Origin of the sequence: Streptomyces sp. WMMC940 (genome assembly GCF_027460265.1) — a bacterium.
Classification (GTDB): Bacteria; Actinomycetota; Actinomycetes; order Streptomycetales; family Streptomycetaceae; genus Streptomyces.
Genome location: NZ_JAPZBC010000001.1, coordinates 487,832 through 512,624, shown reverse-complemented (window position 1 = coordinate 512,624; position 24,793 = coordinate 487,832). Strand labels below are relative to the sequence as shown.

Annotated in this window: 20 protein-coding genes and 1 pseudogene; 16 read left to right on the top strand and 5 right to left on the bottom strand. The window is 73.9% G+C overall.

The genetic code is table 11. The features are described from left to right. The first annotated feature begins 51 nt into the window (after nt 1–51). The 7 genes and pseudogenes from O7595_RS02370 to meaB all read left to right on the top strand — a co-directional run bounded on the left by O7595_RS02370 (nt 52) and on the right by meaB (nt 8,256). Entirely contained in the window at nt 52–1,044 is a 993-nt protein-coding gene (locus O7595_RS02370) for an anhydro-N-acetylmuramic acid kinase (protein ID WP_332328345.1), read from the top strand. After that, nucleotides 1,041–1,560 (top strand): annotated as a pseudogene (locus O7595_RS02365) (SixA phosphatase family protein). Before O7595_RS02370 ends, O7595_RS02365 begins: the two are co-directional and overlap by 4 nt. 206 nt (nt 1,561–1,766) lie before the next feature. After that, a complete protein-coding gene (locus tag O7595_RS02360; protein ID WP_269727049.1) occupies nt 1,767–2,231 on the top strand; it encodes a hypothetical protein in 465 nt (154 codons plus the stop codon). 210 nt (nt 2,232–2,441) lie between these two features. Further along, nucleotides 2,442–2,987, top strand: a complete 546-nt coding sequence (locus O7595_RS02355; RefSeq protein ID WP_269727048.1) for a hypothetical protein — start codon at nt 2,442–2,444, stop codon at nt 2,985–2,987. A gap of 173 nt (nt 2,988–3,160) precedes the next feature. After that, nucleotides 3,161–5,014: a methylmalonyl-CoA mutase small subunit gene (mutA, locus tag O7595_RS02350; RefSeq protein ID WP_269727047.1), complete on the top strand. Its 1,854-nt coding sequence runs from the start codon at nt 3,161–3,163 to the stop codon at nt 5,012–5,014. After that, nucleotides 5,011–7,221, top strand: coding sequence for a methylmalonyl-CoA mutase (scpA, locus tag O7595_RS02345; protein WP_269727046.1), 2,211 nt, complete (start codon nt 5,011–5,013; stop codon nt 7,219–7,221). The genes mutA and scpA overlap by 4 nt, the downstream gene beginning before the upstream one ends. A gap of 6 nt (nt 7,222–7,227) precedes the next feature. Beyond that, a complete protein-coding gene (meaB, locus tag O7595_RS02340) occupies nt 7,228–8,256 on the top strand; it encodes a methylmalonyl Co-A mutase-associated GTPase MeaB (protein WP_269727045.1) in 1,029 nt (342 codons plus the stop codon). Nucleotides 8,257–8,479: 223 nt separating this feature from the next. Here meaB and O7595_RS02335 read toward each other — a convergent pair whose 3' ends face one another. Further along, nucleotides 8,480–9,790 (bottom strand): diacylglycerol/lipid kinase family protein, encoded by a 1,311-nt coding sequence (locus O7595_RS02335; RefSeq protein ID WP_269727044.1) that lies wholly within the window; start codon nt 9,788–9,790, stop codon nt 8,480–8,482. A 375-nt stretch (nt 9,791–10,165) separates the two neighbouring features. Between O7595_RS02335 and O7595_RS02330 the strand changes: the two genes are divergently transcribed. Beyond that, complete coding sequence (locus O7595_RS02330; protein ID WP_269727043.1) at nt 10,166–12,907, top strand: LuxR C-terminal-related transcriptional regulator; 2,742 nt, start codon at nt 10,166–10,168, stop codon at nt 12,905–12,907. A 114-nt stretch (nt 12,908–13,021) separates the two neighbouring features. Then, nucleotides 13,022–13,219 carry a hypothetical protein gene (locus tag O7595_RS02325; protein WP_269727042.1) on the top strand — a complete coding sequence of 66 codons (198 nt, stop codon included), beginning with the start codon at nt 13,022–13,024 and terminating at the stop codon, nt 13,217–13,219. A 180-nt stretch (nt 13,220–13,399) separates the two neighbouring features. Here the strand turns inward: O7595_RS02325 and O7595_RS02320 are convergent, their stop codons facing one another. Then, nucleotides 13,400–14,692 (bottom strand): cation:proton antiporter domain-containing protein, encoded by a 1,293-nt coding sequence (locus tag O7595_RS02320; protein ID WP_269727041.1) that lies wholly within the window; start codon nt 14,690–14,692, stop codon nt 13,400–13,402. A 219-nt stretch (nt 14,693–14,911) separates the two neighbouring features. Between O7595_RS02320 and O7595_RS02315 the strand changes: the two genes are divergently transcribed. From O7595_RS02315 to O7595_RS02295, 5 genes are all read left to right on the top strand, one after another. Continuing rightward, nucleotides 14,912–15,319, top strand: coding sequence for an SHOCT domain-containing protein (locus O7595_RS02315; RefSeq protein WP_269727040.1), 408 nt, complete (start codon nt 14,912–14,914; stop codon nt 15,317–15,319). A 15-nt stretch (nt 15,320–15,334) separates the two neighbouring features. After that, complete coding sequence (locus O7595_RS02310) at nt 15,335–15,751, top strand: DUF7144 family membrane protein (protein WP_269727039.1); 417 nt, start codon at nt 15,335–15,337, stop codon at nt 15,749–15,751. A gap of 345 nt (nt 15,752–16,096) precedes the next feature. Continuing rightward, nucleotides 16,097–16,786: an ABC transporter permease gene (locus tag O7595_RS02305; RefSeq protein ID WP_269727038.1), complete on the top strand. Its 690-nt coding sequence runs from the start codon at nt 16,097–16,099 to the stop codon at nt 16,784–16,786. Then, complete coding sequence (locus tag O7595_RS02300; RefSeq protein ID WP_269732335.1) at nt 16,783–17,457, top strand: ABC transporter permease; 675 nt, start codon at nt 16,783–16,785, stop codon at nt 17,455–17,457. Before O7595_RS02305 ends, O7595_RS02300 begins: the two co-directional genes overlap by 4 nt. Next, nucleotides 17,454–18,401, top strand: coding sequence for an ABC transporter substrate-binding protein (locus O7595_RS02295; RefSeq protein ID WP_269727037.1), 948 nt, complete (start codon nt 17,454–17,456; stop codon nt 18,399–18,401). Before O7595_RS02300 ends, O7595_RS02295 begins: the two co-directional genes overlap by 4 nt. A gap of 52 nt (nt 18,402–18,453) precedes the next feature. Here the strand turns inward: O7595_RS02295 and O7595_RS02290 are convergent, their stop codons facing one another. Further along, nucleotides 18,454–19,617 (bottom strand): betaine/proline/choline family ABC transporter ATP-binding protein, encoded by a 1,164-nt coding sequence (locus O7595_RS02290; protein WP_269727036.1) that lies wholly within the window; start codon nt 19,615–19,617, stop codon nt 18,454–18,456. 219 nt (nt 19,618–19,836) lie between these two features. On the opposite strand from O7595_RS02290, the gene O7595_RS02285 reads away from it, so the two are divergent. Beyond that, nucleotides 19,837–21,135: an alpha/beta fold hydrolase gene (locus tag O7595_RS02285; RefSeq protein ID WP_269727035.1), complete on the top strand. Its 1,299-nt coding sequence runs from the start codon at nt 19,837–19,839 to the stop codon at nt 21,133–21,135. A 104-nt stretch (nt 21,136–21,239) separates the two neighbouring features. Then, nucleotides 21,240–21,995 (top strand): PIG-L deacetylase family protein, encoded by a 756-nt coding sequence (locus O7595_RS02280; protein WP_269727034.1) that lies wholly within the window; start codon nt 21,240–21,242, stop codon nt 21,993–21,995. A gap of 395 nt (nt 21,996–22,390) precedes the next feature. Here O7595_RS02280 and O7595_RS02275 read toward each other — a convergent pair whose 3' ends face one another. Continuing rightward, complete coding sequence (locus O7595_RS02275; protein WP_269727033.1) at nt 22,391–23,836, bottom strand: carotenoid oxygenase family protein; 1,446 nt, start codon at nt 23,834–23,836, stop codon at nt 22,391–22,393. An 82-nt stretch (nt 23,837–23,918) separates the two neighbouring features. Further along, complete coding sequence (locus O7595_RS02270; RefSeq protein ID WP_269727032.1) at nt 23,919–24,752, bottom strand: hypothetical protein; 834 nt, start codon at nt 24,750–24,752, stop codon at nt 23,919–23,921. Nucleotides 24,753–24,793 lie beyond the last annotated feature (41 nt).

The window sequence follows — 24,793 nt, the reverse complement described above, 5'->3', positions numbered from 1 at the left end:
CTCGCCTGAGTCGAAGCCCCGTCCGCTCCCGGTCTCTGCCGCTCCCGGTCTCTGCTCCCAGTCTCCTCCACGACGGGGAGGTCACCACTGGGGACTGCGCGGTCACAGGGGGCTCCGTGCGGGGCGGGGAGCCGGTCCGGCGCCGCACACGGCCACACCGCGCCGCGCACGCGGCCCGGGGGAGCCCACGTACCGGCCGGCCGCACTGAACATCGCGGAGTCGCCGACCTGACCGCCCTGCCCCGCGGCGGACAGCCGGTCGCGTTCGACACCGGGCCCCACAACGACTCATCGACGCCGCGGTCCACGAAGCCGACGGCCGGACGGCTCGCCCACGACGACGGCGGGGCGCTCGCGAGCGCCCGCCGCGTCCACGAACCCCTGCTGCTCGGACTGCTCGACGCGCCGTACTGCCGCAGGCCCGCGCCCCGGACCACCGGCAAGGAGTCGTTCCACCGCGGCTACCTGCGCGCGGTGCCGGCGGGCTTCGGCGGACTCCCGGCCGAGTACGCGGTCGCCACCGTGACCCGGCTCTTCGCGCGCACCGTCGCCGACGCGGTCCGGCCGCCGGGCGCCACCGAGGTGGTCGCCTCCGGCGGAGGCACCCGGAACCCCGTGCTGACGGCGATGCTCCGGGACGGGCCGGCCGGGGTCGCCCCGCGGACGTCGGACGAACCCGTGCTTCCCTCGCCGGAGAAGGAGACCATTGCCCTCGCCGTCCTCGGCCACCTCACCCCGCACGGCCTGCCCGGCAACGCGCCGGAGTGCACCGGGGCGCGGGGTGCGGATCCTCGGCTCGATCACATCGGGAAGCCGCCGCTCCGGCAGCCCCGGACTCCCGCCAGGGCCCCGGGCTCGCCGGAGGTGGGGGCCCGGCACGACACCCGACCGCCGTCCGGGGAGCGGCGAGCGCGTTCCCGGCAGCCGAGCCGCGGCAACCGCGTGCGTGCACTGGCCCGGGCCGCCGGGGGGTGGAAAGCTTGCGGCGCACAGACTGTCGCCGCTCACCGACGGGTGGAGGCCCGACGGGTGGAGGCCCCATGACTCTCCGACGACTGGTCGTCCTCAGGCATGCGAAGTCCGCCCGGCCGCCCGGCGTGCCCGACGTGCGACGGCCGCTGGCCGAGCGCGGGCAGCGCGACGCGCCCGCCGCGGGCCGCTGGCTGAGGGACGCCGACTGCGTCCCGGACCTGGTGCTGTGCTCACCCGCCGTACGGGGCCCGCGAGACCTGGGACCTCGCAGCCGGGGAGCTCCCCACCGGCCCGCGGACGCGCCATGACCCTCGTCTCTACGGCGCGGACGCCGCGGACCTGCTCGCCGTCGTACGGGAAACCCCGGACGACGTGGCCACGTTGCTCCTCGTCGGCCACAACCCGGCGCTGGAGGAGTTCGTTCTGCTGATGGCGTCGGAAGGGCTCGGCGACACCCTCCAGCGGGTCGAGGAGAAGTTCCCGACCGCGGCCATCGCGGTGCTCACCCAGCAGAGGTCGTGGCCCGAAGCCGCCCCCGGGGGCTCCCTCCTCACCGATTTCGCCGTGCCGCGCGGCGCGGGGCACTGACGGCGGCACGAGGTCGGTGCCGGGGCGGTGGACCGGCGCCCGCACGGGGCCACTGACGGCGGCACCCGGGGCCCGACCGCGCTCCCACGCGGGAGGGACGCCCGCGGTTCCGGGGCCCGGTCCGGGCACGCGCCGAGCTCCGACCGCCGTGGGCGCCGAGGGCATGTGGCAGCCTGGTGGGCCGAACCAGTGGTGGGGGTGGATGCGTGGACCTGAGCGAGGACCAGATCCTGGCTGACGAGCTTGCCTCGCTCGGCGCGGTGGGTGGGGGCAGCGGTCGCTTGGTCCGGGTTGTGGCCAATCTGATGAGGAAGAACGTCCATGAGATCGACCTGCTCGTGCCCTTGCCGTTCGACGACGTGGTGAAGCGCGTCTCCGGCGTGCTCGGAAGGGCGGGCCGCGCGGTCGGAACCGTGCCGGTCGGCGCGGCCGAGGTCGAGGACGAGGAGACGATCCGCGTCGTTGCCGGCGGCGGTGCCGGCGGTCTGAATCCCGTGGTGGTGACCGCACGGGTGCTGAAGGTCGACAAGGACGGCTCGGAGGTCCGGCTTCGCGCAGCTGCCAAAGAGGGCCTGATCAGGCAGAGAGCCGGGGAGAAGACCGCCGTCCGTCTCGCCGCACTGCTGAGCGGGGCGACCGGCGCGGACCGGGCGACCGGGGCGAGCGGGTGAGCGGGTGAGCAGGAAGGCCGACAGCCTCCGGGCTCGGCTCGGAGCGACCGCTGCTTGAAGGAGACGCGGCCGGCGGTGCGACGGCGCATTGCTGGTCGAAGGGCCGCCGGGCCGGGCCCGCCTCCCCCGAGCGGCGCAACCCCCGCGCTGCGCCGCGCCCGAGCCCCCCACCGGCCCCTACGGTGTGCCATCGGAAAGGGCGGGTGATCGATGGTGGCGTCGGCACAGCAGGGCCCGGGGGCCACTCCGGAGGCGGTGGCCACCGCCGCCCGGGCGGGCGACACCGCTGCGGCGCGGCTCAAGGAACGCATCTACGCGACCATCACGCTCACCGCCGTCGTGGTCGCCCTCGCCGAGACGGCACACCCCGAGCTCCTGGAGTCCGCCCTCACCGTGGCCGTGACCGCGCTGGGGGTCTGGCTGGCCACCCTCGTCGCCGACGAGCAGTCGCACCGGGCGCTCACCGGGCGCGCCGCGAACCGCCAGGAGATCCGCGCCGCGCTGCATGTCTCCAGCCCGCTGCTGCTCACCGCGGTGGGTCCGCTCGCGCTGATCGGCGTCTCGGCGCTGGGCGCGCTGGACCTGGGGACCGCGCTGCTCCTGAGTGCGGCGGTCGAGGTCGCCACCTTGTTCCTCTGGGGCTGGCGGACCGGACTGCGCATGGGCAACGGCCCGCTCAGCGCGTTCCTCTCCGGGATCGTGGACACCGTCATCGGGGTGAGCGTCATCGCGGTGAAACTGCTCTCGGGCCATTGAGGCCGGTTCGCGCCGGATTTCCGCCGACGAGGCATCAGAAGCGGTTCGTGCGGTACACACCGGACATTCCGCCCGCGGCGGGCTTCGGTGGCGGCACTGAGTGCCAAATCAGCGAGCAAGGTCACAGCCGTCTCCTCTGCTGCTCATCCGTAACCCTGCCCTAGCATCCGAGCATGACGGTTCTGCCTGATGACGGGCTTACGCTCGCCGCCGAGTTCCCCGACGCCACCCATGAGCAGTGGCAGCGCCTCGTCGAGGGTGTGCTGCGCAAATCGGGCAAGGACGTGTCGGGCGCGGCGGCCGAAGAGGCGCTGGCGACAGCCCTGGACGACGGGCTCGTGGCGAGCCCCCTCTACACCGCGCGGGATGCCGCGCCCGACGCCGGCTATCCCGGCTTCGCGCCCTATGTGCGCGGTGGCCGGCCCGTCGGCGGTTGGGACGTGCGCCAGCGCCACGGACGGCCCGACGCCGGCCGCACCAACGAGGCCGTGCTCACGGACCTCGAGAACGGCGTCACCTCGCTCTGGCTCACCGTCGGCGCCGCGGGCGTGCCCGTGACGGGCCTCGCACAGGCCCTGGACGGCGTCTATCTCGACCTCGCGCCGGTCGTCCTCGACGCCGGCGCGGAGACCGCTGCCGCCGCGTCCGAACTGCTGCGGCTGTACGAGGAGCGCGGCGTCCCCCGCGAGGAGGCGCGCGGCAACCTCGGCGCCGACCCGCTGGGCCTGTCCGCCCGCACCGGGGACCCCGTGGACACCGAAGCGGCCGTGGAGCTCGCCCACCGCGTCCACGACCGGTACCCGGGACTGCGCGCGCTCACCGTGGACGCGCTGCCCTACCACGAGGCAGGCGCCTCGGCCGCCCAGGAGCTCGGCACCTCGCTCGCGACCGGCGTCGCCTACCTGCGGGCCCTCACCACGGCCGGACTGGAGGCAGGGACCGCCTTCCGGCAGCTGGAGTTCCGCTACGCCGCCACCGCCGACCAGTTCCTCACCGTCGCCAAGATGCGCGCCGCCCGCAGGCTGTGGGCGCGCGTCGCCGAGGTGTCCGGTGCCTCGGGGGACGCGGGCGCAGCCCAGCGCCAGCACGCGGTGACATCGCCGGTGATGATGACCCGCCGCGACCCGTACGTGAACATGCTGCGCACCACGATCGCCTGCCTCGGCGCGGGAGTCGGCGGCGCGGACGCCGTGACCGTGCTGCCCTTCGACCACGAACTGGGCCTGCCGGACGCGTTCGCCCGCCGTATCGCCCGCAACACCTCCTCGATCCTCCTGGAGGAGTCGCACCTCGGCCGGGTCGCCGACCCCGCGGGCGGCTCCTGGTACGTCGAGCGGCTCACCGACGAACTCGCCCACGCCGCCTGGGCGTTCTTCCAGGAGCTGGAGCGTGCGGGCGGTCAGGGCGAGGCCCTGCGCTCCGGCCTGGTCGGCGAACGCATCGCGGCCACCTGGGAGGAGCGCAAGCGCAGGCTCGCCGAGCGCCGTGAACCCGTCACCGGTGTCAGCGAGTTCCCGTTCCTCGCCGAGAAGCCCGTCGCGCGCGAGCCCGCCCCGGAGGTCCCCCGCAGCGAGGGCGGCCTGCCCCGCGTCCGGCGCGACGAGGACTACGAGGCCCTGCGGGCCCGCTCCGACGCGCACCTGGCCGCGACCGGCTCGCGCCCCCGCGTCTTCCTCGCCGCGCTCGGTCCCGCCTCCGCGCACACCGCACGCGCCGCGTTCGCCTCGAACCTGTTCCAGGCGGGCGGCGTCGAGCCGGTCCACGACCCGGTGACGGTCGACGCCGCCACGGCCGCCGACGCCTTCGCGCGCAGCGGCGCCGCCGTCGCCTGCCTCTGCTCCAGCGACGCGCTGTACGAGGAGCAGGCCGAGGAGGTCGCCGAAGCACTCAGGTCCGCCGGTGCCGAGCAGGTGTTCCTGGCCGGCCGGCCGGGCGACCACGCCGGTGTCGACGCCCACGTCTTCGCGGGCTGCGACGCCGTCGGCGTCCTGTCCTCCGTTCTCGACCGCATGGGAGTGGCCCCGTGACGCAGATCCCCGACTTCTCCGAGGTCGCCCTCGGCGAGGGCACCCCGCCCGCCGCGGCCACGGAGGAGCAGTGGCGCGCCGCCGTGAAGGAGTCCACCGGCAGCAGCGCCGACGACCTGCTGTGGGAGACGCCGGAGGGCATCGGCGTCAAGCCGCTCTACACCGGACGCGACCTGGAGGGCCTGGACTTCCTCGGCACCTACCCGGGCGTGGCGCCGTACCTGCGCGGCCCGTACCCGACGATGTACGTCAACCAGCCGTGGACGATCCGCCAGTACGCGGGCTTCTCCACGGCCGAGGAGTCCAACGCCTTCTACCGGCGCAACCTCGCCGCAGGCCAGAAGGGCCTGTCGGTCGCCTTCGACCTGCCCACGCACCGCGGCTACGACAGCGACCACCCGCGCGTGACCGGTGACGTCGGCATGGCCGGCGTCGCCATCGACTCCATCTACGACATGCGGCAGCTCTTCGACGGCATCCCCCTGGACAGGATGACCGTGTCGATGACGATGAACGGCGCCGTGCTGCCCGTACTCGCGCTCTACATCGTGGCGGCCGAGGAGCAGGGCGTACCGCCCGAGAAGCTGGCCGGGACCATCCAGAACGACATCCTCAAGGAGTTCATGGTCCGCAACACCTACATCTACCCGCCTCGGCCCTCGATGCGGATCATCTCCGACATCTTCGCGTACACCTCGCAGCGGATGCCGCGCTACAACTCCATCTCCATCTCCGGCTACCACATCCAGGAAGCCGGTGCGACGGCCGACCTGGAGCTGGCGTACACCCTCGCCGACGGAGTGGAGTACCTGCGCGCCGGGCGCGACGCCGGCCTCGACGTGGACGCCTTCGCACCGCGTCTGTCCTTCTTCTGGGCGATCGGCATGAACTTCTTCATGGAGATCGCCAAGATGCGCGCGGCCCGGCTGCTCTGGGCCAAGCTGGTCAAGCAGTTCGAGCCGAAGAACACCAAGTCGCTTTCGCTGCGCACCCATTCGCAGACCTCCGGCTGGTCGCTCACCGCGCAGGACGTCTTCAACAACGTCACCCGCACCTGCGTGGAGGCCATGGCGGCGACCCAGGGCCACACGCAGTCGCTGCACACCAACGCCCTGGACGAGGCGCTCGCCCTGCCGACCGACTTCTCCGCCCGCATCGCCCGCAACACCCAGCTCGTGCTCCAGCAGGAGTCCGGCACCTGCCGCGTCATCGACCCCTGGGGCGGCAGCGCGTACGTCGAGAAGCTGACGTACGACCTCGCGCGCCGGGCCTGGCAGCACATCCAGGAGGTCGAGGCCGCCGGCGGCATGGCGCAGGCCATCGACGCCGGCATCCCCAAGCTGCGCGTGGAGGAGGCGGCGGCCCGCACCCAGGCCCGTATCGACTCAGGGCGGCAGCCCGTCATCGGGGTCAACAAGTACCGGGTCGAGAACGACGAGCAGATCGACGTCCTCAAGGTCGACAACTCCTCCGTGCGCGCCCAGCAGATCGCCAAGCTGCGGCGGCTGCGCGAGGAGCGCGACGAGGCCGTCTGCCAGGACGCGCTGCGCGCGCTGACCGAGGCGGCCGGACGGGAATCCGGGGCCGGCCCGGAGAGCAATCTCCTCGCGCTCGCCGTGAACGCCGCCCGGGCGAAGGCCACCGTCGGCGAGATCTCCGACGCCCTGGAGAAGGTGTACGGACGGCACGCGGGCCAGATCCGTACGATCTCCGGCGTGTACCGCAACGAGGCAGGAGAGTCCCCTTCCGTGGACCGCACGCGTGCACTGGTCGACCGCTTCGAGGAGGCGGAGGGGCGCCGTCCGCGCATCCTCGTGGCCAAGATGGGCCAGGACGGCCATGACCGCGGCCAGAAGGTGATCGCCTCCGCGTTCGCCGACCTGGGCTTCGACGTGGACGTCGGCCCGCTGTTCCAGACCCCGGCGGAGGTGGCCCGGCAGGCGGTCGAGGCGGACGTGCACGTCGTGGGCGTCTCGTCGCTCGCGGCCGGACATCTCACCCTCGTCCCGGCGCTGCGCGAGCAGCTCGCTGAGGAGGGGCGCGACGACATCATGATCGTCGTGGGTGGGGTGATCCCGCCGCAGGACGTGCCGACCCTGCTGGAGATGGGGGCGACGGCGGTCTTCCCGCCGGGCACGGTCATTCCCGACGCCGCCCACGACCTGGTCGAGCGCCTGGCCGCGGCGCTGGGCCACGACGAGCTGTAGCCGCGGATGGCCAGGGAAGTCGACATCGACGCCTATGCCAAGGGCGTGCTCGACGGGAAGCGGGCGGCCGTCGCCCGCGCCATCACCCTCGTCGAGTCCACCCGGCCCGACCACCGCGCCGCGGCCCAGCGACTGCTGACCGAACTGCTGCCGCACAGCGGCAGCGCACGGCGGATCGGTGTCAGCGGAGTGCCGGGGGTGGGGAAGTCCACCTTCATCGACGCCTTCGGCACGATGCTGACCGGGCTCGGCCACCGGGTGGCGGTGCTGGCCGTCGACCCGTCCTCCACCCGCACCGGCGGCTCCATCCTCGGCGACAAGACGAGGATGGAGCGGCTGGCCGTGGACCCGGCGGCCTTCGTCCGGCCGTCGCCCTCGGCCGGCACGCTCGGCGGAGTGGCCAAGGCGACCCGCGAGTCCATGGTGGTGATGGAGGCCGCCGGCTACGACGTGGTCCTGGTGGAAACCGTGGGCGTCGGCCAGTCCGAGACGGCCGTCGCCGGGATGGTCGACTCCTTCCTGCTGCTCACCCTGGCCCGGACCGGCGACCAGCTCCAGGGCATCAAGAAGGGCGTCCTGGAACTGGCCGACGTCCTCGCGGTCAACAAGGCCGACGGGCCGCACGAGCGCGACGCCCGCGCCGCCGCGCGCGAACTGGCGGGCGCGCTGCGGCTGATGCGTCCCCACGGTCTCAGCTCCGCTGGACCTGGGGATACCCCATCGGCCGATGCCGCCTGGACCCCGCCCGTGCTGAGCTGCAGCGCGCGGGAGTCGAGCGGGCTCGACACCGTGTGGGACCGGCTGGAGCAGCACCGCGCCCTGTTGGACGCGGACGGCCGCCTCGTCGCCAAGCGCCGTGAGCAGCAGGTCGACTGGGCCTGGGCGATGGTGCGGGACGAACTGCTCGGACGCCTGCGTGCCCACCCGACGGTACGGGCCCTCGGCCCCGCCCTCGAACAGCAGGTCCGCGACGGCGAACTGACCGCCACCCTCGCGGCGGAACGCATCCTGGAGGCCTTCGCCCGGGAGGCGTGAACCGGAGTGTGCGCCGCAGGCGTACGCGCCGTCGCGGGGCGCGTACGCCGAGCGCGTCCGCCCTGCCGGGGTGAGCGCCGGCGGTGTGCGGGCCGGGCGGGGTTCGCTTGCGCGGTGGTGCGTCGCATCCTGCCGGGGGCGTGGCCTCCGGCGCGGCGGTGTGCGGCCGGAGGGGATCGGTCCGCCCCTACCCGTCGACGGCCCCGATCCGCCGGTGGCCGTGTCAGCGTGCCAGCGCCAGCATCGCCAGTCGGCGCCAGTTCAGCCGTGGCCGGGCGAGGGGGACCCCGGGCCGGTGGCGGGGGACGCGTACCCGCAGCGCGCCGGGCTTGACGGTGCAGCGCACCGGCACGGGCATCGTCAGGGCCTCCCCGTCCACGCCGACCTGCACCTCCGGCGCGTCGGCCGCCACGACGACCTCGTGGGCGGTGAGGGCCGTGAACCCGGCCGCACGTTCGCCGCGCAACAGCCCGGCGGCCTGGGCGGCGCTGTCCACCGTCACACTCACGACCCCCAGGACGCCCCGGTCGAGGCGGTCCCGGCGCGCGACAGCGGTCCGGTCCCCGGCGCGGTAGGGGTTGTTGCTGACCAGGACCGCCTGCGGGGAGTCGAGCGTCGTCCTCGCGGCCCGCACGGTGAGCCGCGGTCCGGCCCGGTGCGTCAGCACGTCGGGGAACAGTTGAAGGGCGGTGCCGACCTTGTCGTCGCGGTACGCGTCGCTCTGCACGACCAGCGCATAGGCCCCGAACGAGGCGTTGTTGACGAACACCCGGTCGCCGGCCATGCCCAGGTCGACGACGAGTTCGACCCCGTCGGTCAGCGCCTCCAGCGCCCGCGAGGGGTCGTCCCGGTCGAGCCCCAGGTCCAGCGCGAAATGGTTCCGGGTCCCGGCGGGGACCACCACGAACGGCACCCCGTGCTCGGCCGCCACCCCCGCCACCAGCGCCTGCGTACCGTCCCCGCCGGCCACCCCGAGCAGGTCCGCGCCGTCGGCGACCGCCTGCCGGGCCACGGCCGCGACGTCGCTCGGGTGGTCCGGATCCAGTAGGAAGACCTCCGCCCCGGCACGCTCCGCCTTCGCCTTCAGCCCGAAGCGCTCCACCTTCCCGCCGCCCGAACGCGGGTTCATGATCAGGAACGGGCGTGCGGGGCGCTCCGCGGCCGTCGTGGGCTGGGCCTTGCGCCGGGCGTCCAGGGCGAGGGCCTCCCAGCCCGCCCAGGCGGCCACCGCCCCGAGGGCGAGACACAGCACCATGACCCACAGCACCCCCGAACGGACCTGCAGCCAGATGACGGTCAGCGGTGCGGCCAGCGCGAGCAGCACCGCAAGCACCCGCACCGGCCCGCGCCGGGTGAGTGCCCACCACAGGGCCGCCGCCGTCACCACCGTCCCGGCGAGCACCAGCAGCACCATCGCGATGCCGCCGAGCCCGGAGGCCACGAGCAGCACGACGGCCGCGGCGGCCGCGAGGATCGCCAGCCGCGCACACCAGCGCCGGCCCCGGACCGCGCGCGTCCTGCCGTCGTCGTCCATGGCACCTCCGGTCCGTGTCCGTCCTACCGCCATTGCACAACCGCGCAGAGGCGGCCGCCTCTCCTGACGCCGCGAGGCCGTGCGCGCCCGCGGGCCGGTTCCGGACGCTGTCGGTCGTTCCGGGGGCTGTACGTCCCGCCGCCGTTCGCCGGGGCTCGCGCCCGGTTCGAGGGTGCGCCGTTCGTCCCGAGGGCCGTTCCCGCCGGGCCCGTACCGCCGCGACGTCCCCTTCCCCCGACCCCCCGCCGCCTCGTCGACCGGTCGTCAGGGAGCGGGACGCCGCCGGCGCGGCGTCCCGCCCGTCGTTGGCGATCATGGAACGGCGCTGGGACCATGAGGGCTGGCTGACGAACGGACGGCACGGCGGTGGAACCCATGGCCGAGGACGCCCAGCTGCACCCCAGCGGCGACCCGCTGCTGGCCGCGAAGTTCGCGGTACCCGCCGTACCGCCTGCTTTCGTGGCCCGGCAGCGTCTCCTGGACCGGCTCACCGAGGGCGCCCAGGGGCCCCTCACCGTGATCACGGGCCCCGCCGGCGCGGGCAAGACCACCCTCGCCGCCTCCTGGCGCGAGGCGGACCTGGCGCCCGGCCCGGTCGTGTGGCTCTCCGTGGAGAGCGACGACAACGCGCCGGGCGTGTTCTGGGCCTATGTGCTCGGCGCCTTCCGCTACCACCGGGTGCCGCTGCCCGACGGTGTCGGCAGCCCGTCGAGCGCCGACAACGTCGACCACTCGCTGATCGTCCGGCTCGCCTCCGCCCTCACCCAGTTGCCCCAACCGGTCGTGCTCGTCCTCGACGGGCTGGAACACGCGGGCGTCCACGGCGTCGCCGCCGAGCTGGACTTCCTCCTCGCCCATGCCGGGCCGTCCCTCCGGCTGGTACTCATCGGGCGGGTCGATCCCGCGCTGCCCCTCCACCGCTACCGTGCCGAGGCACGGGTCTGCGAGATCCGCCGGTCCGAACTCGCCTTCACCCCGCGCGAGACGGCGCGGCTGCTGCGCTGCCACGGGCTCACGCCCTCCCGGGAAAGCGTCGGCGCCCTCACCGACCGCACCCAGGGCTGGGCCGCCGGGCTGCGGCTGTGCGCCCTGGCCATGCAACGCGCGGAGGACGCCGAGCACTTCGCCCAGTCCTTCGCCGCCTCGCAGAACGCCGTCGCCGACTATCTGACGGCGGAGGTCCTGGCAGCCCAGCCGGCGGCGACCCAGGACCTGCTCATCCGCACCAGCATCCTCTCCCACGTCCACCCGGGACTGGCCGACGCCCTCACCGGACGGGACGACGGCGAGCACATCCTCGGCAGGCTCGTCCGGGACAACGCGTTCGTCGAGCCGATCGGCGACACCTCCTGGTACCGCTGCCACCCGCTGTTCGCCGAAGTGCTCCGGGCCCATCTGCGCAGCCGCAGCCCGGCCCTCGGCGGGCCGCTGCACCGCGAGGCCGCACGATGGCTCGACGGCCACGACAGGCTGACCGACGCGATCGAGCACGCGGCAGCGGCGGACGACTGGCCCTACGCCGCCGGTCTCCTCGTCGACAGGCTCGCCGCCGGGTGCCTCCTCACCGGACCGGACGGCCATCGCCTCGAACGGCTGTTCAGTGCGATGCCGGACGGGCTGCCCGGTACCGCGCCCGCCCTCGCGGCGGCCGTCTGCGCACTGGCCCGTGGGGACACCGCCGCCGGCCGCAAACACCTCGCGGGTGTCCGCCCCGACGGCGACGCCGCACCCGAGAGCCTGCTCACCCGGGCTCTGCTGCAGCTCCTCACCGACGCGGACACCGGCATCGCGCACCCCGGGGCGCGCGTCCCGGCCGGGGGCGCCGACGACGCCGAGCGGGCCGCGGAGGAGCCGGGCGCGGACCACGGCACGCCGGACCCCGACCGCGGGGTGCGGACGCTGATGGACCGGGTGGACCCCGACCTGCTCGCCCGGCACCCGGAGATCGAGGCACTCCGGCGCTACGGCCGCGGCCGCGCCCTCCTGGCCACCGGGCACCGGTCCGAGGCCCGGGAGGCGTTCGCCGCCGCACTCGCCGCGGCCACGGACGAGCGCACCTGGACGGTCCGCTACCACTGCCTCGGCGCGCTGGCCCTCGCCGAGGCCGGCGACGGACTGCTGCGAGAGGCCGAGGCACACGCCCGGGACGGGCTCAAGGCCGCGGAGGAGCACGGCATCCCCGTCGACCGCCGCACGGCACGCTGCCATCTCGCGCTCGCCTCGGTCGCCGCCGACCGCGGCGACCTCACGACCGCCGGCCGGTATCTCGCCGCCGCCCGCACCCACGCGCCCGTCCGTGACGTACCGGCCGCCGCCGAGGCCGCGGTGCTGCGCTCCCGCCTCGAACTCGCCCACGGGCGCGCGGCGGCGGCACTGTCGGCGCTCGACGACGCACCCGTCTCCGCCGACGGTCCCGCCGTCGCCGGGGGAGAGGCGGCGGGCCGCATCGCCCTGGCCCGCTGCTCCGTCCACCTGGTGCGCGGTGATGCGGCGGCCGCGCTCGCCGCGCTGGAGGAGGCACCTCCGGGCGGCCCCGCCCTCACCGTCGCGTCGGCCGCCGCCCGTCTCGTGGCCGGGGACGGCGGACGGGCCCGACGGCTGCTCGCCGAACTCGCCGCCGGAGACCGTGTCCCCCCGGCGGTCGGGGTCCGCGCGCAGCTGATCGAAGCCCAGCTGGCGGCGGTGGAGGGGGACACCGCGAAGGCGGCGACGCTCGTCGCCGGCGCCGTGCGCACCGCGCGGACGCACGGACTGCGCGCCCCGTTCACGGAGTCCGGTCCGTGGCTGCGGCACCTCCTCGCCCGCGCACCCGGACTGGCCGACGCCCGGGTCTGGCTGACGGGACGTTCCGGCGACGCAGAGATGAGGCCCGGTGGCGGCGGCCCGGGTGCCGGGGACACGGCCGCCGGGGCCCCACTGCTCGTCGAGCGGCTCAGCCCCCGGGAGCGGGACGTCCTGCGCTGCGCCGCCGAGATGATGTCGACGGACGAGATCGCGGCCGAGCTGTTCCTGTCCGTCAACACCGTCAAGACGCATCTGAAGAGTGCCTACCGCAAGCTGTCGGTCTCCCGCCGCAGTGAGGCGGTACGCCGAGCCAGGGACGCCGGACTGCTCTGAGGCCGGGCCCGTCGGGCAGGTCATGCGCCGGGTCACCTCGTCCGGGTGATGCGGCCCGGACGCGCACGGCGGGACCATGCGGCAAGAGCCCTCAGCGCACGGGGAAGTGCTCGCATGCGATACGAGTTCCGCATCTCCGGTCATCTGTCACCGGCCGTCGCCGGTGCTTTTCCCGAGCTCGACGAAGTGACGGTGCCGGAGGAGACCGTCCTGTACGGGCCCGTCACCGACGAGGCACATCTGTACGGGCTGCTCGTACGCTTCCAGGACCTCGGTCTCCGTGTGGTGGAGCTGCGCCGGCTGCCCGACTGAGACCGTTGCACGGCCCGCGGGCCGCTCGGCGCGGTTTTCGGCCACGGGAGCCCGGCCCGGTCCCGGCACGCCGCCCGGTCCCCGCGGTCGGGTGCCCGCTCCGCCGGGCGCCGCCGGCGGCGCCCGGCACGGCCCCGACGCCGTCCGGCCCTCGCGGGGGCGAGGCCCGTGCCCGGACCGTCAGCCGGTCCGCTCGCCGTCGGACACGCGTTCCCGGAGCTCCGGATCGCGTCGCGAGGCCCTCTCGTACCAGGATCCGTACCGCTCGCTCAGCAGGACCGACGTCACCCCGTGCGCCAGCACGCTCAGACCCACGGTGACGGCCACGACCCGGCCGGGCAGGGCCGCCTCGGCGCCGTACTCCTTCACCACCAGCAGCGCCAGGACCAGAGACGCCAGTCCCCGCGGCCCGAACCAGCCCACGTACGCCACGGTCGGCCGCCGCAGCCCGGTGCCGGCCAGGGCGAGTGCGACCGGCACCATCCGCACCACGGTGAGGCTGAGCAGCGCGTACACGACGGTCCGCCAGTCCGCGTACTCCAGCGCGGGCCCCAGCAGCACGGCGCCGAACACCAGGAAGCTCATCGCCGCGAGCAGCGCGGCCACGTTCTCGGTGAACTCGTGGCTCCCGGCGAATGCCCGGCTCTCCGCGCCGTCCGGGGAGCCCTGCGCCGGTCCGCCGCGGCGCATCAGTACGGCGAAGGCGATGCCCGCCGCCCAGACGGCGATGAATCCGCTGCCGTCGACGAGCCGCGCGAGCGCGAAGGACGCCAGGACGGTGGCCAGGACCATCAGCTGGTTCCCCTCCCCGCTCACCCACCCGGCGGCACGGGCCCGCCCCAGCAGCAGGGCGGCCGCGACCCCGCAGGCGACCCCGAGCGCCGCGCTGAGCACCAGCGAGCGCCAGAAGACGCCCACGTGGTCCTCCTCGGCGGCGCCGGGCAGAGCCGCGAGCAGCAGGACGAAGACGGGGAGCACGATGCCGTCACCGACGCCGCACTCCGCGTTGAGACCGCTGCGGACCAGTGGCGGCACCCGGGGTGAGGAGAGGGCGGTGCGGCACACCGCCGCGTCGGTGGGCGCGAGGATCGTGGCGATCAGCGCCAGTTCCCACACGGTCAGCCCGGGCAGCAGCGGCCAGGCGAGCAGCCAGCCCGCCGCGATCGTCAGCGGCAGCCCGAGCGCCAGCAGCCGCACGGGCAGGAAGCGTCCTTGGTGCAGCTGGCGTCCGCGCAGACTCATCGCGTCGGTGAACAGGACCAGCGCCAGTGCCGTCTCGACCAGGACCAGCACCGGGCCCGAGCTGTGTTCGAGGCCGAAGAGTCCGAGCCCGGCGGGGCCGATCAGCACCCCGCAGGCGGTGAAGAACAGGGGCGCGGTGACGGCGGTGGCGGCGATGCGCCGCGACACCAGCGCATACCCCGCGGTGACCACCGCCACGGCCACCCCGGTCAGGGCGTTCCCACCGCTCACGGAACCATCACCCACCCCGTCACCAGGCACCACGGACCGGTTCATCGTCGGGTACGGGGCCGTCCCGCCCGGGCACCGACACGGCGCTCGCCCGCCGCCCCGCGTGGTCCGGCCGGGCCGCCGATTCACCCGTGCGGGGTGAGGGAACCGCGCGCCCGCCGCCCCACACTGACGGCGAGCGGACACCCGAGGTCCGACGGGAACGGCAGGAGGACGGAGATGGGCGACACGGTCTACCTCGCTTACGACTATCCGGTTCTGGGCGCGTTCTGGACCGTGATGTGGATCTTCCTCTGGGTCGTGTGGCTGGTGCTGCTCTTCCGTGTCTTCGTGGACATCTTCCGTGACCACGAGATGAGCGGTTGGGCCAAGGCGGCCTGGCTGATCTTCATGCTGCTGATTCCGTTCCTCGGCGTGCTGGTCTACGTGATCGTCCGCGGCAGGGACATGGGCAAGCGCGAGATCAAGCACGCGCAGGAGCAGCAGGAAGCCTTCAACGCGTACATCCGGCAGACCGCCAAGGGTGCCGGCCCGGGGGACGAGCTTGCCCGGCTCTCCGAGCTCAAGGCCAAGGGTGACCTGAGCGAGGAGGAGTTCCAGCGAGCCAAGGACAAGCTCCTGAGTTGAGGACGAGGGGACATCATGACCCAACCGACCACCGGACACTCCAAGAGCTACTTCGCCTGGGCCGGAGGCCTGACGATGTTCGCGGGAGTGGTCCTGATCATCGCCGGATTCCTCGATTTCTTCCGCGGAATCATGGGCATCGCGAACGACGACGTCTTCGTGGCGACGCCCGGCTACGTCTTCCGATTCGACCTCACCGCATGGGGCTGGCTGCATCTGATCTTCGGGATCGTCGCCGTCGCGGCCGGGTTCGCCCTCTTCAAGGGCGCCCTGTGGGCGCGGATCCTCGGCATCGCCCTCGCGGGAGTGCTGCTGGTCGTCAACTTCCTCTCCCTGCCGTACTACCCGCTGTGGTCCCTGGTCGCGATCGCCCTCTACATCGCGATCATCTGGGCCCTGTGCGTGGGACGGTCGCAGGAGGAGAAGATCTGACGCGTCGGGCGGGACCGCGGGCCCTCGGCGGGACCGCGGTCCCGCCCGCGGTGACTCCGCCACGTGTGACCGCGGGGCCCGGGCGTCGTCCAGGCCGGCCGGGCCGTCCTCGGCCCCGGCCGCCGCCCGGTCCCCGGCCTCCCGCGTCCTCGGCGACGTCATCGCCCCCGTTCCGCCGTCGGGGGACGTGCCGGGCAGTGCGTCGGGTGCGTCCGCGGCCCGGTGCCGTGCGCCGCAGGACGGGCGGGATCCCGCGGTCCGGCCGGCCGTACCTGAGGCACCGCCGCGCACTCGGACAGGCGCGCACAGCGCGCGAGAGCGGGGTCCCCGGGCTGCAATGGACGGGTGACCGCCACCCCCGACGACTGCCTCGCACGCAACGAGTGGATCTGCGGCGCCTATCTCTCCACCCGCCGCGAGATCCTCTGGGACGCCACTCTCCAGCACCTCCAGCTGACGTTCGTATCCGTGGCACTGGCACTGCTCCTCGCCGTGCCGCTGGCGGTCGCGGCCCGGCGGTGGCGCTGGACCGCCGGTCCCGTGCTCGGGGTGACGACGATCCTCTACACGATCCCGTCCCTGGCGATGTTCTCGCTGCTGCTCCCGGTGTACGGGCTCTCCGCGTCACTGGTCGTCGCAGGGCTCGTGCTCTACTCCCTCACCCTGCTGGTCCGCAACGTCCTCGCGGGACTCCGCTCCGTCCCCGCGGAGATCCGGCAGGCCGCACGCGGCATGGGCTACGGCCCGGCGCGGCAGCTTCTCGCCGTCGAACTGCCGCTGGCCCTGCCCGCCGCGATGGCCGGGCTGCGGATCGCGACCGTGTCCGCCGTCTCGCTGGTCACCGTCGGCGCGATCGTCGGCTTCGGGGGGCTGGGAAACCTCATCTACTCGGGGATGAACACCTACTTCAAGGCCCAGGTGCTCACGGCCTCGGTGCTCTGCGTGCTCATCGCCGTGGCCGCCGACCTCGTCCTGCTGGGCGTCCAGCGGATGCTCACGCCGTGGACGCGCCCCTCCCGGGGGGCCGCCGTGTGAACACGCTCGGGCAGACCTGGGACTGGCTGACCAGCTCCGCCAACTGGTCGGGCCAGAACGGGGTGTGGCGCCGGCTCGGCCAGCACCTCTACCTCACCTCGGTGTGTCTGGTCGTCAGCTGCGCGATCGCGCTGCCCGTCGCCCTCGTCCTGGGCCACCTCGGCAAGGGCGGCGCCCTCGCCGTCAACATCTCCAACGTGGGCCGGGCCGTGCCGACCTTCGCGGTCCTCGTCCTGCTGCTGCTCAGCCCGATCGGCACGTGGGGCGACTGGCCCACCGTCGTCGCGCTGGTGCTGTTCGCCATGCCGCCGCTGCTGACGAACGCCTACGTCGGTATGCGCGGTGTCGACCGGGACGTCGTACGCGCCGCGCGGGGGATGGGCATGACGGGCAGTCAGACGCTGTTCCGCGTCGAACTCCCGCTCGCGACACCGCTGGTCCTCACCGGCGTACGGATCGCGGCCGTCCAACTCGTGGCCACCGCGACCGTCGCGGCGCTCGCGGGCGGCGGCGGGCTGGGCCGCATCATCACGGCGGGCTTCCATCTCGCCTCCACTCCGCAGGTGGTCGCCGGTGCGGTTCTCGTCGCCGCCCTCGCCCTGGTGGTGGAAGGGGTCTTCGTCGCCGTGGAGCGGTCCGCGCCCGCCCGGGCCAGGGGGAAGTCGCCATGAGACGGCTCCCCGGGCTCCTCGGCGCGTCCCTGCTGGCCCTGGCGGCCGCCTGCACCACGGGCCCGTCCCTGGAGGACCGCGGACGGGTGACGGCCTCGCCCGGGGACGGCAGGCATCTGACGATCGGGTCCGCCGGCTTCACCGAGAGCGATCTGCTGGCGCAGATGTACTCCCTGCTGCTCGAGCACGCCGGCTACCAGACGAAGATCATCTCCGTCACCAACCGGGAGATCTACGAACCCGCCCTGGAGAGCGGCCAGATCGACGTGGTCCCCGAGTACGCCGCCACCTTCGCCGACTGGCTGGGCGCCAGGGCGCACGGCCCCGACGCACCGGCCGTCGGCTCGCCCGACCTCGGCGCCACCATGAACGCACTGCGCCCGCTGGCCCAAGCGCGCGGGCTGAAGGTCCTCGACCCGGGGCGCGCCGTCGACCAGAACGCCTTCGCCGTCACCGAGGAGTTCGCCCGCGCCCACGACCTCCGCACCCTCAGCGACCTCGGAAGGTCCGGGGTCCCCGTGCGCCTCGCCGCCGGGGACGAGTGCGTCCGGCGGCCGTACTGCGCGCCCGGGCTGGAGAAGACGTACGGCATCCGCATCAGCGGCATCGACCCCAAGGGCGTCGGCACCACCCAGGCCAAACAGGCCGTCCGGTCGGGCCGGGACCAGATGGTCCTCACCACCACCACGGACGCCACTCTCGACGACTTCGGCCTGGTGATCCTGAAGGACGACAAGCACCTCCAGAACGCGGACCACATCGTGCCCGTCGTCAACCGGGCGCGGGCCGGCGGCCCCGGGGTCGACAAGGCCCTCGACAAGCTGAACGAGGTCCTGACCACGGAGGACCTCGCCCGGCTCAACGAGCAGGTGGACAGCCGGCGCCGACTGCCCGAGGACGTCGCCCGGCGGTACCTGGAGTCCAAGGGCCTGCTCCCCGAGTGATCCGCGTGCCGCTCCTCTCCAGGGCGGCGCGGGCGGCCGCTCCCCGGGTGGTTCAGGCGTCTGCCACCGAGTCGAAGTCCACCTGGTCCCTGGCCACTCCCCGGGCCTCGGCGTCCACCGAACGGCGCAGTGCCTCGTGGAGTTTCGCCGGGGTCAGCACCCCCACGAAACGGCTCCCGTCCACCACGGCCACCCATCCCGCGTCGTGCTGCAGCATCTCGCTGAACGCCTGCTTCAGCGGCGCCCCCAGCGGCACCCACGCCTCCATCCGGCGCGCCAGATCGCCGACCGTGCCGCGGTCACCGGCCCGGGCCAGGGACTCGGCCGACACCCAGCCGTGCAGATCGCCCCCGGCGTCGAGCACGACCGCCCAGCGCGCGTCCGCCCCCCGCAGCCGGCCGGCCGCGGCGCCGGCCGGCTCGTCCGGACGCGCGATCGGCGGCTGCTCCAGGCCGTCCTCCTCGATCCAGGTCACCGAGAGCCGCTTCAGCCCCCGGTCCGCGCCCACGAACCCGGCCACGTAGTCGGTCGCGGGCGTGCCGAGCACCGCGCCCGGCGTGTCGAACTGCTCGATGCGCCCCTGCCCGTACACGGCGATGCGATCGCCCATCCGCACCGCCTCCTCGATGTCGTGGGTGACGAGCAGCACCGTCTTGCGGACCGTCGCCTGGAGGTTCAGGAACTCGTTCTGCAGCCGCTCCCGCACCACCGGGTCCACCGCGCCGAACGGCTCGTCCATCAGCAGCACCGGAGGGTCCGCCGCCAGCGCCCGGGCTACCCCGACCCGCTGGCGCTGGCCGCCCGAGAGCTGCTCGGGGTAGCGGTCTCCGAAGGTCTTCGGGTCGAGGCCCACCAGATCGAGGAGCTCGGCGGCCCGGTCCCGGGCCCGGCGCCTCTTCCAGCCCAGCAGCGACGGCACGGTCGCGGTGTTGTCGAGGACCGTCCGGTGCGGGAAGAGGCCGACCTGCTGGATGACGTAGCCGATCCGGCGGCGCAGCCGGACCGGGTCGACCCGGGAGATGTCCTCGCCTCCCACCAGGATCCGCCCGGACGTGGGTTCGATCAGCCGGTTGACCATCATCATGGTGGTGGTCTTGCCGCAGCCGGACGGGCCGACGAGCGTGACCAGTTCGCCCTCGGCGACCTCGAAGGACAGCCCGTCCACGGCGGCCGTCCCGTCCGGGTAGACCTTGCCGACCTCCTCGAACCGGATCATGCGTCCACGCTAGGCGCGCCGCGCGCGGTGCGCACACGGGCCGCACCCGGGCCGGCGGCCCCACAGCGGTCGGCGTGCTCAACGGCGTCGCTTCCCGACCCGTCGGGACCCCGGGCGGCTTCCCGGTCGGCTGGTCCTCGGTGCGACCCCCGCCCGCCCGTGTGATGCACTGGGCGGGCGGGGAACGCACCATCAGCGACCACACGGCAGGAGCGCGCAGTGACCAGCTACCGGCAGCCGGGCCTCGTCCTCACGGACCGCCACTTCACCGTTCCCCTCGACCACGCCGACCCCTCGGGGGAGCAGATAGCCCTCTACGGACGTGAGGTCGTCTCCAGCAGCCGGGTGGGAGCGGACCTGCCCTGGCTGGTGTACCTGGAGGGCGGACCCGGCTTCGGGGCGCGGCGCTTCCCCGGCAGGCAGGCCTGGCTGGTACGCGCGGTGCAGGAGTTCCGCGTCCTCCTCCTCGACCAGCGCGGCACCGGACTGTCCTCGCCCGCCAACCGGCAGACCCTGCCCCTGCGCGGCGGCCCCGAGGAGCAGGCCCGCTACCTCTCGCACTTCCGGGCCGACAGCATCGTCCGGGACTGCGAAGCCGTCCGCGCACGGTTGACCGGTGGTGCGCGCTGGACCGTCCTCGGCCAGAGTTTCGGCGGATTCTGCGCCACCCACTACCTCTCGACGGCCCCGGAAGGGCTGAAGGCGGTCCTGATCACCGGCGGCCTGCCCTCGTTGGACGCCGGGGCCGAGGACGTCTACCGCGCCGCGTACCCCCGCGTCCAGCGCAAGAACGACGCCCACTACGCCCGGTACCCGCAGGACGTCGAGCGTGCCCGGCGGATCGCCGAACACCTCGCCGCCCGGCGGACCGTCCTGCCCGGCGGTTACGTCCTCACCCCCGAGGCGTTCCAGTCGCTGGGGATCCAGCTCGGCACCGGCGACGGCGGCCACCAGCTCCACTACCTGCTGGAGAACGCCTTCGTCCGCACGGCCGACGGCGAAGAACTCTCCGACGCCTTCCGGCAGGGCGTCCTCACCGCGCTCTCATACGCGGCCCATCCGCTGTACGCCGTCCTCCACGAGGCCATCTACGCCCAGGGCCAGGCCCCCACGGCCTGGGCGGCCGAGCGGGTGCGCGCCGAGTTCCCGCAGTTCGACGCGGGGAAGGCGCTGGCGGGGGACGGACCGCTGCTCTTCACCGGCGAGTCCGTCCACCCCTGGCACTTCGAGACCGACCCCGCCCTGCGCCCCCTGCGCGCCGCCGCCGAGATCCTGGCCGCCCGCACCGACTGGCCCGCGCTGTACGACACCGAGCGCCTGGCGGCCAACGAGGTCCCGGTCGCCGCGGCCGTCTACCACGACGACATGTACGTCGACACCGCCCACTCCCTCGCGACCGCCCGCGCCATCCGCGGACTGCGCACCTGGGTCACCGACGAGTACGAGCACGACGGCGTGCGGGCGTCCGGCTCCCGTGTGCTCGACCGGCTGCTCGCCCTGGTCCGCGACGAGGTGTGACGAGGCGCCGCGATCCGGCGCCGGCGGGCGGGGACGGCGGCGACTCCCCACCGGCGCCCGTGGATGCCGCCGGGACGCGCGGCCACCGCGGATACGCTGCCCGTATGACCGAACTGACCGAACCTCAGCTCGCGCCCGTACCGGACGACTGGCAGCGGGCTCTCGCCGTCGTCGCCCACCCGGACGACCTCGAGTACGGCTGCGCCGCGGCCGTCGCCGGCTGGACCGACGCGGGCAAGGAGGTGACGTACCTGCTCGCCACCCGGGGCGAGGCCGGGATCGACACCGTCGACCCCGCCGAGTGCGGCCCGCTGCGCGAGCGTGAGCAGCGGGCGAGCGCCGCGGTCGTCGGCGTGAGCGCCGTCGAGTTCCTCGACCACCGGGACGGCGTCATCGAGTACGGCACGGCGCTGCGCCGCGACATCGCGGCCGCGATCCGTCGGCACCGCCCCGAACTGGTCGTCACCCTCAACCACCGCGACACCTGGGGCCCGGCCGTCGGCGGCGCCTGGAACTCGCCGGACCATCGAGCCGTTGGCAGGGCCGTGCTGGACGCCGCCGGTGACGCCGGCAACCGCTGGATCTTCCCCGAACTGCTCACCGAGCACGGCCTCCGGCCCTGGAGCGGCGTCCGGTGGGTGGCGATCGCCGGCTCGTCGACCCCGACCCACGCCGTGGACGCCACGGCCGGACTCGAGCGCTCGGTGCGGTCGCTGCTGCAGCACCGCAGCTACATCGAGGTTCTGACGGACAGGGACCCGGAGGCGTACTGCCGGGAGTTCCTGGTGGGCAACGCGCAGTCGGTGGCGCCCCGGTTCGGCGGGGTGCCGGCGGTGGCCTTCGAACTCTTCGGCCGTTGACGTGCTCCCCGGCCTGGAGTCGGGGATTCCGGCCGGGGTCGTGTGACCCTTCCGGGAGCTTCCTGCTTCACCGCGCTGTGCGGGCACTGCTGCCCGTCTTACCGGCGCTCCACAGGCGTTTGGAGTCTCCGCCCGTCCGGCGGCGACGATTCGGCGTCCTTCGAAGACGATGTTGCGGGCTGCGTTGTGGTCGCGGTGGCGCACTCGGCGCCCGCCCCGGCGACCGGCCACACCGGCTCGTCCCGAGGCGCCGGTCCGGTGTGCCTCGGGACGCCGAGGCGCAGCTCTCCGCCGGGCTGCGGAGGTGCTCTGGGGCGACCGCGGAGCGGCCCGGACCGGCACCCCGACGGGCCGGCGGTGTCCCGGACCGGCCGGGAGGTTCCCGGGACGGCCCCTCATTCCTCCGTGGGCAGCCAGGCGCCGTGCAGCCCGAGCGGGACCCGTACGGGGATCCGCACCCGGGCGACCGGGCCCGAGGCGGGATCCTCCGCGGGGAAGACCAGCAGCCGGGAGGTCCCGTCGGTGCGGTCGGTCGCGAACACCAGCCAGTGGCCCCGGTCGTCGCCCGTCCGACCCGGCGAGGGCGCGAACACCGGCTCGCCGACCGAGTCGTCCCCGGCGAACCACTTCCGCACCCCGCCGTCCGACGGCGCCGAGGTGTCGTACCAGGAGATCCCGTCGTACTCGCCGGGCAGCAGGTCCAGCGTGCCCGACTCCGTGGCGATGGCGATGCGCCGGTGCCGCCTGCCGAGGCTCCGGTCGTCGATGCGCGGGAATTCCAGCCGCGCCTCGTCGAGGACCGTACGCCGCATCGTGCCCGAGGCGGGGTCGAGCACGGCACGCACCAGGGCGCTCCTCGCCTGCTCCGCCCCGGGCTCGCCCGGTCCGAGGCTCAGCCTCGACCACTGCACGTACTCCAGGACCACCTCGGCCCCCGGACCGGGCCCGGCGTCGTAGGCGTTCGCCGTGTGCCAGATCCAGAACGCCTCGTCGTGCGCCCAGCGCACCGGTGAGCCGTCGCGCGGGATGAGCGCGACCCTGGTGCCCCGCTCCGGCCGCCAGGCGAGGAGCGAACCGCCGCGCATGGCCGCCGCGATGTCGAAGAAGGCGGGTGCGAGCACCACCACGAGGTAGCGGTCGGTCAACGCCATGTCGTGGATCATCATCGGTTCGTCGGCGCCCTCGACCGGGGTGGGGCCGCGTCGCACCGCGCCGTCCGGGCCGATCAACGACCAGGTGAGGTAGGGCGGTTCGATGTCGTAGCAGAACACGGCCATTTCGCCCGTGACGGGGTCGATCTTCGGGTGGGCGGTGATCCCGGCCGGCAGGCGTCCGCCGAAGGTCTCCCGCCCCGCGGTGCCCAGCCCGGGTGTGAGCCGGAACGGGCACGCCGACTCGGCGAGCGCCAGGATCCTGCCGGCGTGCCGGACCACGTTGATGTCGGGCAGGTCCTTGAAGGTGTGCGCCAGGTCCGGGCCCACCTCGTCGGGGCCGGGCGTGATCATGGACTCCAGGCCGCCCCACAGCGCGTGACCCGCCTTCTCCTCCGCCCGCAGGGCGGGAGTGCGGACGAAGCGGTTGCGGTAGCGGGCCCTGCCGCCGGACAGCCACACCCCGTGCACCATGCCGTCGCCGTCGATCGGGAAGAGGTACGAACCGATCGGCGAGAAGCGCGGGTTGGGGCCGTTGCGCAGATACACGCCGTCCAGCTCGTCCGGCAGCTCGCCGGACACCTCCAGGTCGGCCGCGTCGACCTCCTCGGTGACGGGCGCGAACAGCCCCGTGAGATGGGGTACCCGGGTCGGGTCGAACGGGGCGGGCGGAGCGGTGTGCGCGGTCATGACGGATCTCCCGGTGGTTCCTCGGGTCTCGGCGACGGTGCTCGTGGTGGCCGGTGGTGTCGGACGGTTCACGCCGTGGCGCTCAGTCGGCATCGCGGCGCGGCTCCGTGGCCCGCTCGCCGTTCGCGTCGAGCTTGAACGCCCGTACGAGCAGGGCTCCGAGGACGATCAGGGCGATGCCCAGCCAGGTCGGCCCGGAGCCGAAGGCGAGCACGACGATCCCCACGGGCACCAGATAGCCGGCGAAGGGCATGAACAGGGCGCCCACGGACGTCGGGCCGCCGCGGGACGGCCTGCCGCCGTGGATGCGCTCCCGTACGACAGGGGGGTACCACTCGGTGAAGCGCAGGGCGACGATGATCGCCCCGATCTGGATGACCCAGTTGGTCCAGATGTTGTCCGGCTGGCGCAGCACGAGGTCACCGATGAGCCCCGCCACCGCCGCCACCAGGAAGGCGAGTCCCCATACGGCGGTGATCACGTAGTTGGTGTGCTGGAAGCCGCGGGTGTTCCACAGCGAGCGGTCCACCCGTTCGCGCGCGTACTGCACGGTGAAGGGCTCGCGGACCGCGATCGAACCGAGGGCGATGGCCACCAGGGCGAAGTTGGAGAGCTCCCCGGAGTACGTCTCCAGCCAGCGCAGCGTACCCACCGAGGCGAAGAGGCCGACGATCGTGAGGGCCGCGAAGAAGACGACGTCGGAGACCTCGAGGATCTTGACCGACGTGCCGGGGCGTCTCAGCCGGTCCACGACGAGGACGAAGACGGCGATCGCCAGGGAGACCCCGACGGCGAACTCGAACCGGCCGGGGCCGACCAGGACCGAGAACATGATCCACGGGAGCATCCCGACGACGGGGTTGTCGAAGAATGCGGCGAGACGGCGCCCCGCCTCGGTGTCAGCGATGGCGTTCATGGACACGCCCTCCGGGAGACGGCCTACTGTCCAGCGTGCTC

Bases quoted from the DNA above. Each gene is read 5' to 3' on its own strand.
- mutA (WP_269727047.1), top strand. From the start codon at position 3,161: ATGACGGTTCTGCCTGATGACGGGCTTACGCTCGCCGCCGAGTTCCCC.
- O7595_RS02355 (WP_269727048.1), top strand. From the start codon at position 2,442: ATGGTGGCGTCGGCACAGCAGGGCCCGGGGGCCACTCCGGAGGCGGTG.
- O7595_RS02325 (WP_269727042.1), top strand. From the start codon at position 13,022: ATGCGATACGAGTTCCGCATCTCCGGTCATCTGTCACCGGCCGTCGCC.
- O7595_RS02330 (WP_269727043.1), top strand. From the start codon at position 10,166: ATGGCCGAGGACGCCCAGCTGCACCCCAGCGGCGACCCGCTGCTGGCC.
- O7595_RS02270 (WP_269727032.1), bottom strand. From the start codon at position 24,752: ATGAACGCCATCGCTGACACCGAGGCGGGGCGCCGTCTCGCCGCATTC.
- meaB (WP_269727045.1), top strand. From the start codon at position 7,228: ATGGCCAGGGAAGTCGACATCGACGCCTATGCCAAGGGCGTGCTCGAC.
- O7595_RS02335 (WP_269727044.1), bottom strand. From the start codon at position 9,790: ATGGACGACGACGGCAGGACGCGCGCGGTCCGGGGCCGGCGCTGGTGT.
- O7595_RS02310 (WP_269727039.1), top strand. From the start codon at position 15,335: ATGACCCAACCGACCACCGGACACTCCAAGAGCTACTTCGCCTGGGCC.
- O7595_RS02295 (WP_269727037.1), top strand. From the start codon at position 17,454: ATGAGACGGCTCCCCGGGCTCCTCGGCGCGTCCCTGCTGGCCCTGGCG.
- O7595_RS02280 (WP_269727034.1), top strand. From the start codon at position 21,240: ATGACCGAACTGACCGAACCTCAGCTCGCGCCCGTACCGGACGACTGG.
- O7595_RS02275 (WP_269727033.1), bottom strand. From the start codon at position 23,836: ATGACCGCGCACACCGCTCCGCCCGCCCCGTTCGACCCGACCCGGGTA.
- O7595_RS02290 (WP_269727036.1), bottom strand. From the start codon at position 19,617: ATGATCCGGTTCGAGGAGGTCGGCAAGGTCTACCCGGACGGGACGGCC.
- O7595_RS02315 (WP_269727040.1), top strand. From the start codon at position 14,912: ATGGGCGACACGGTCTACCTCGCTTACGACTATCCGGTTCTGGGCGCG.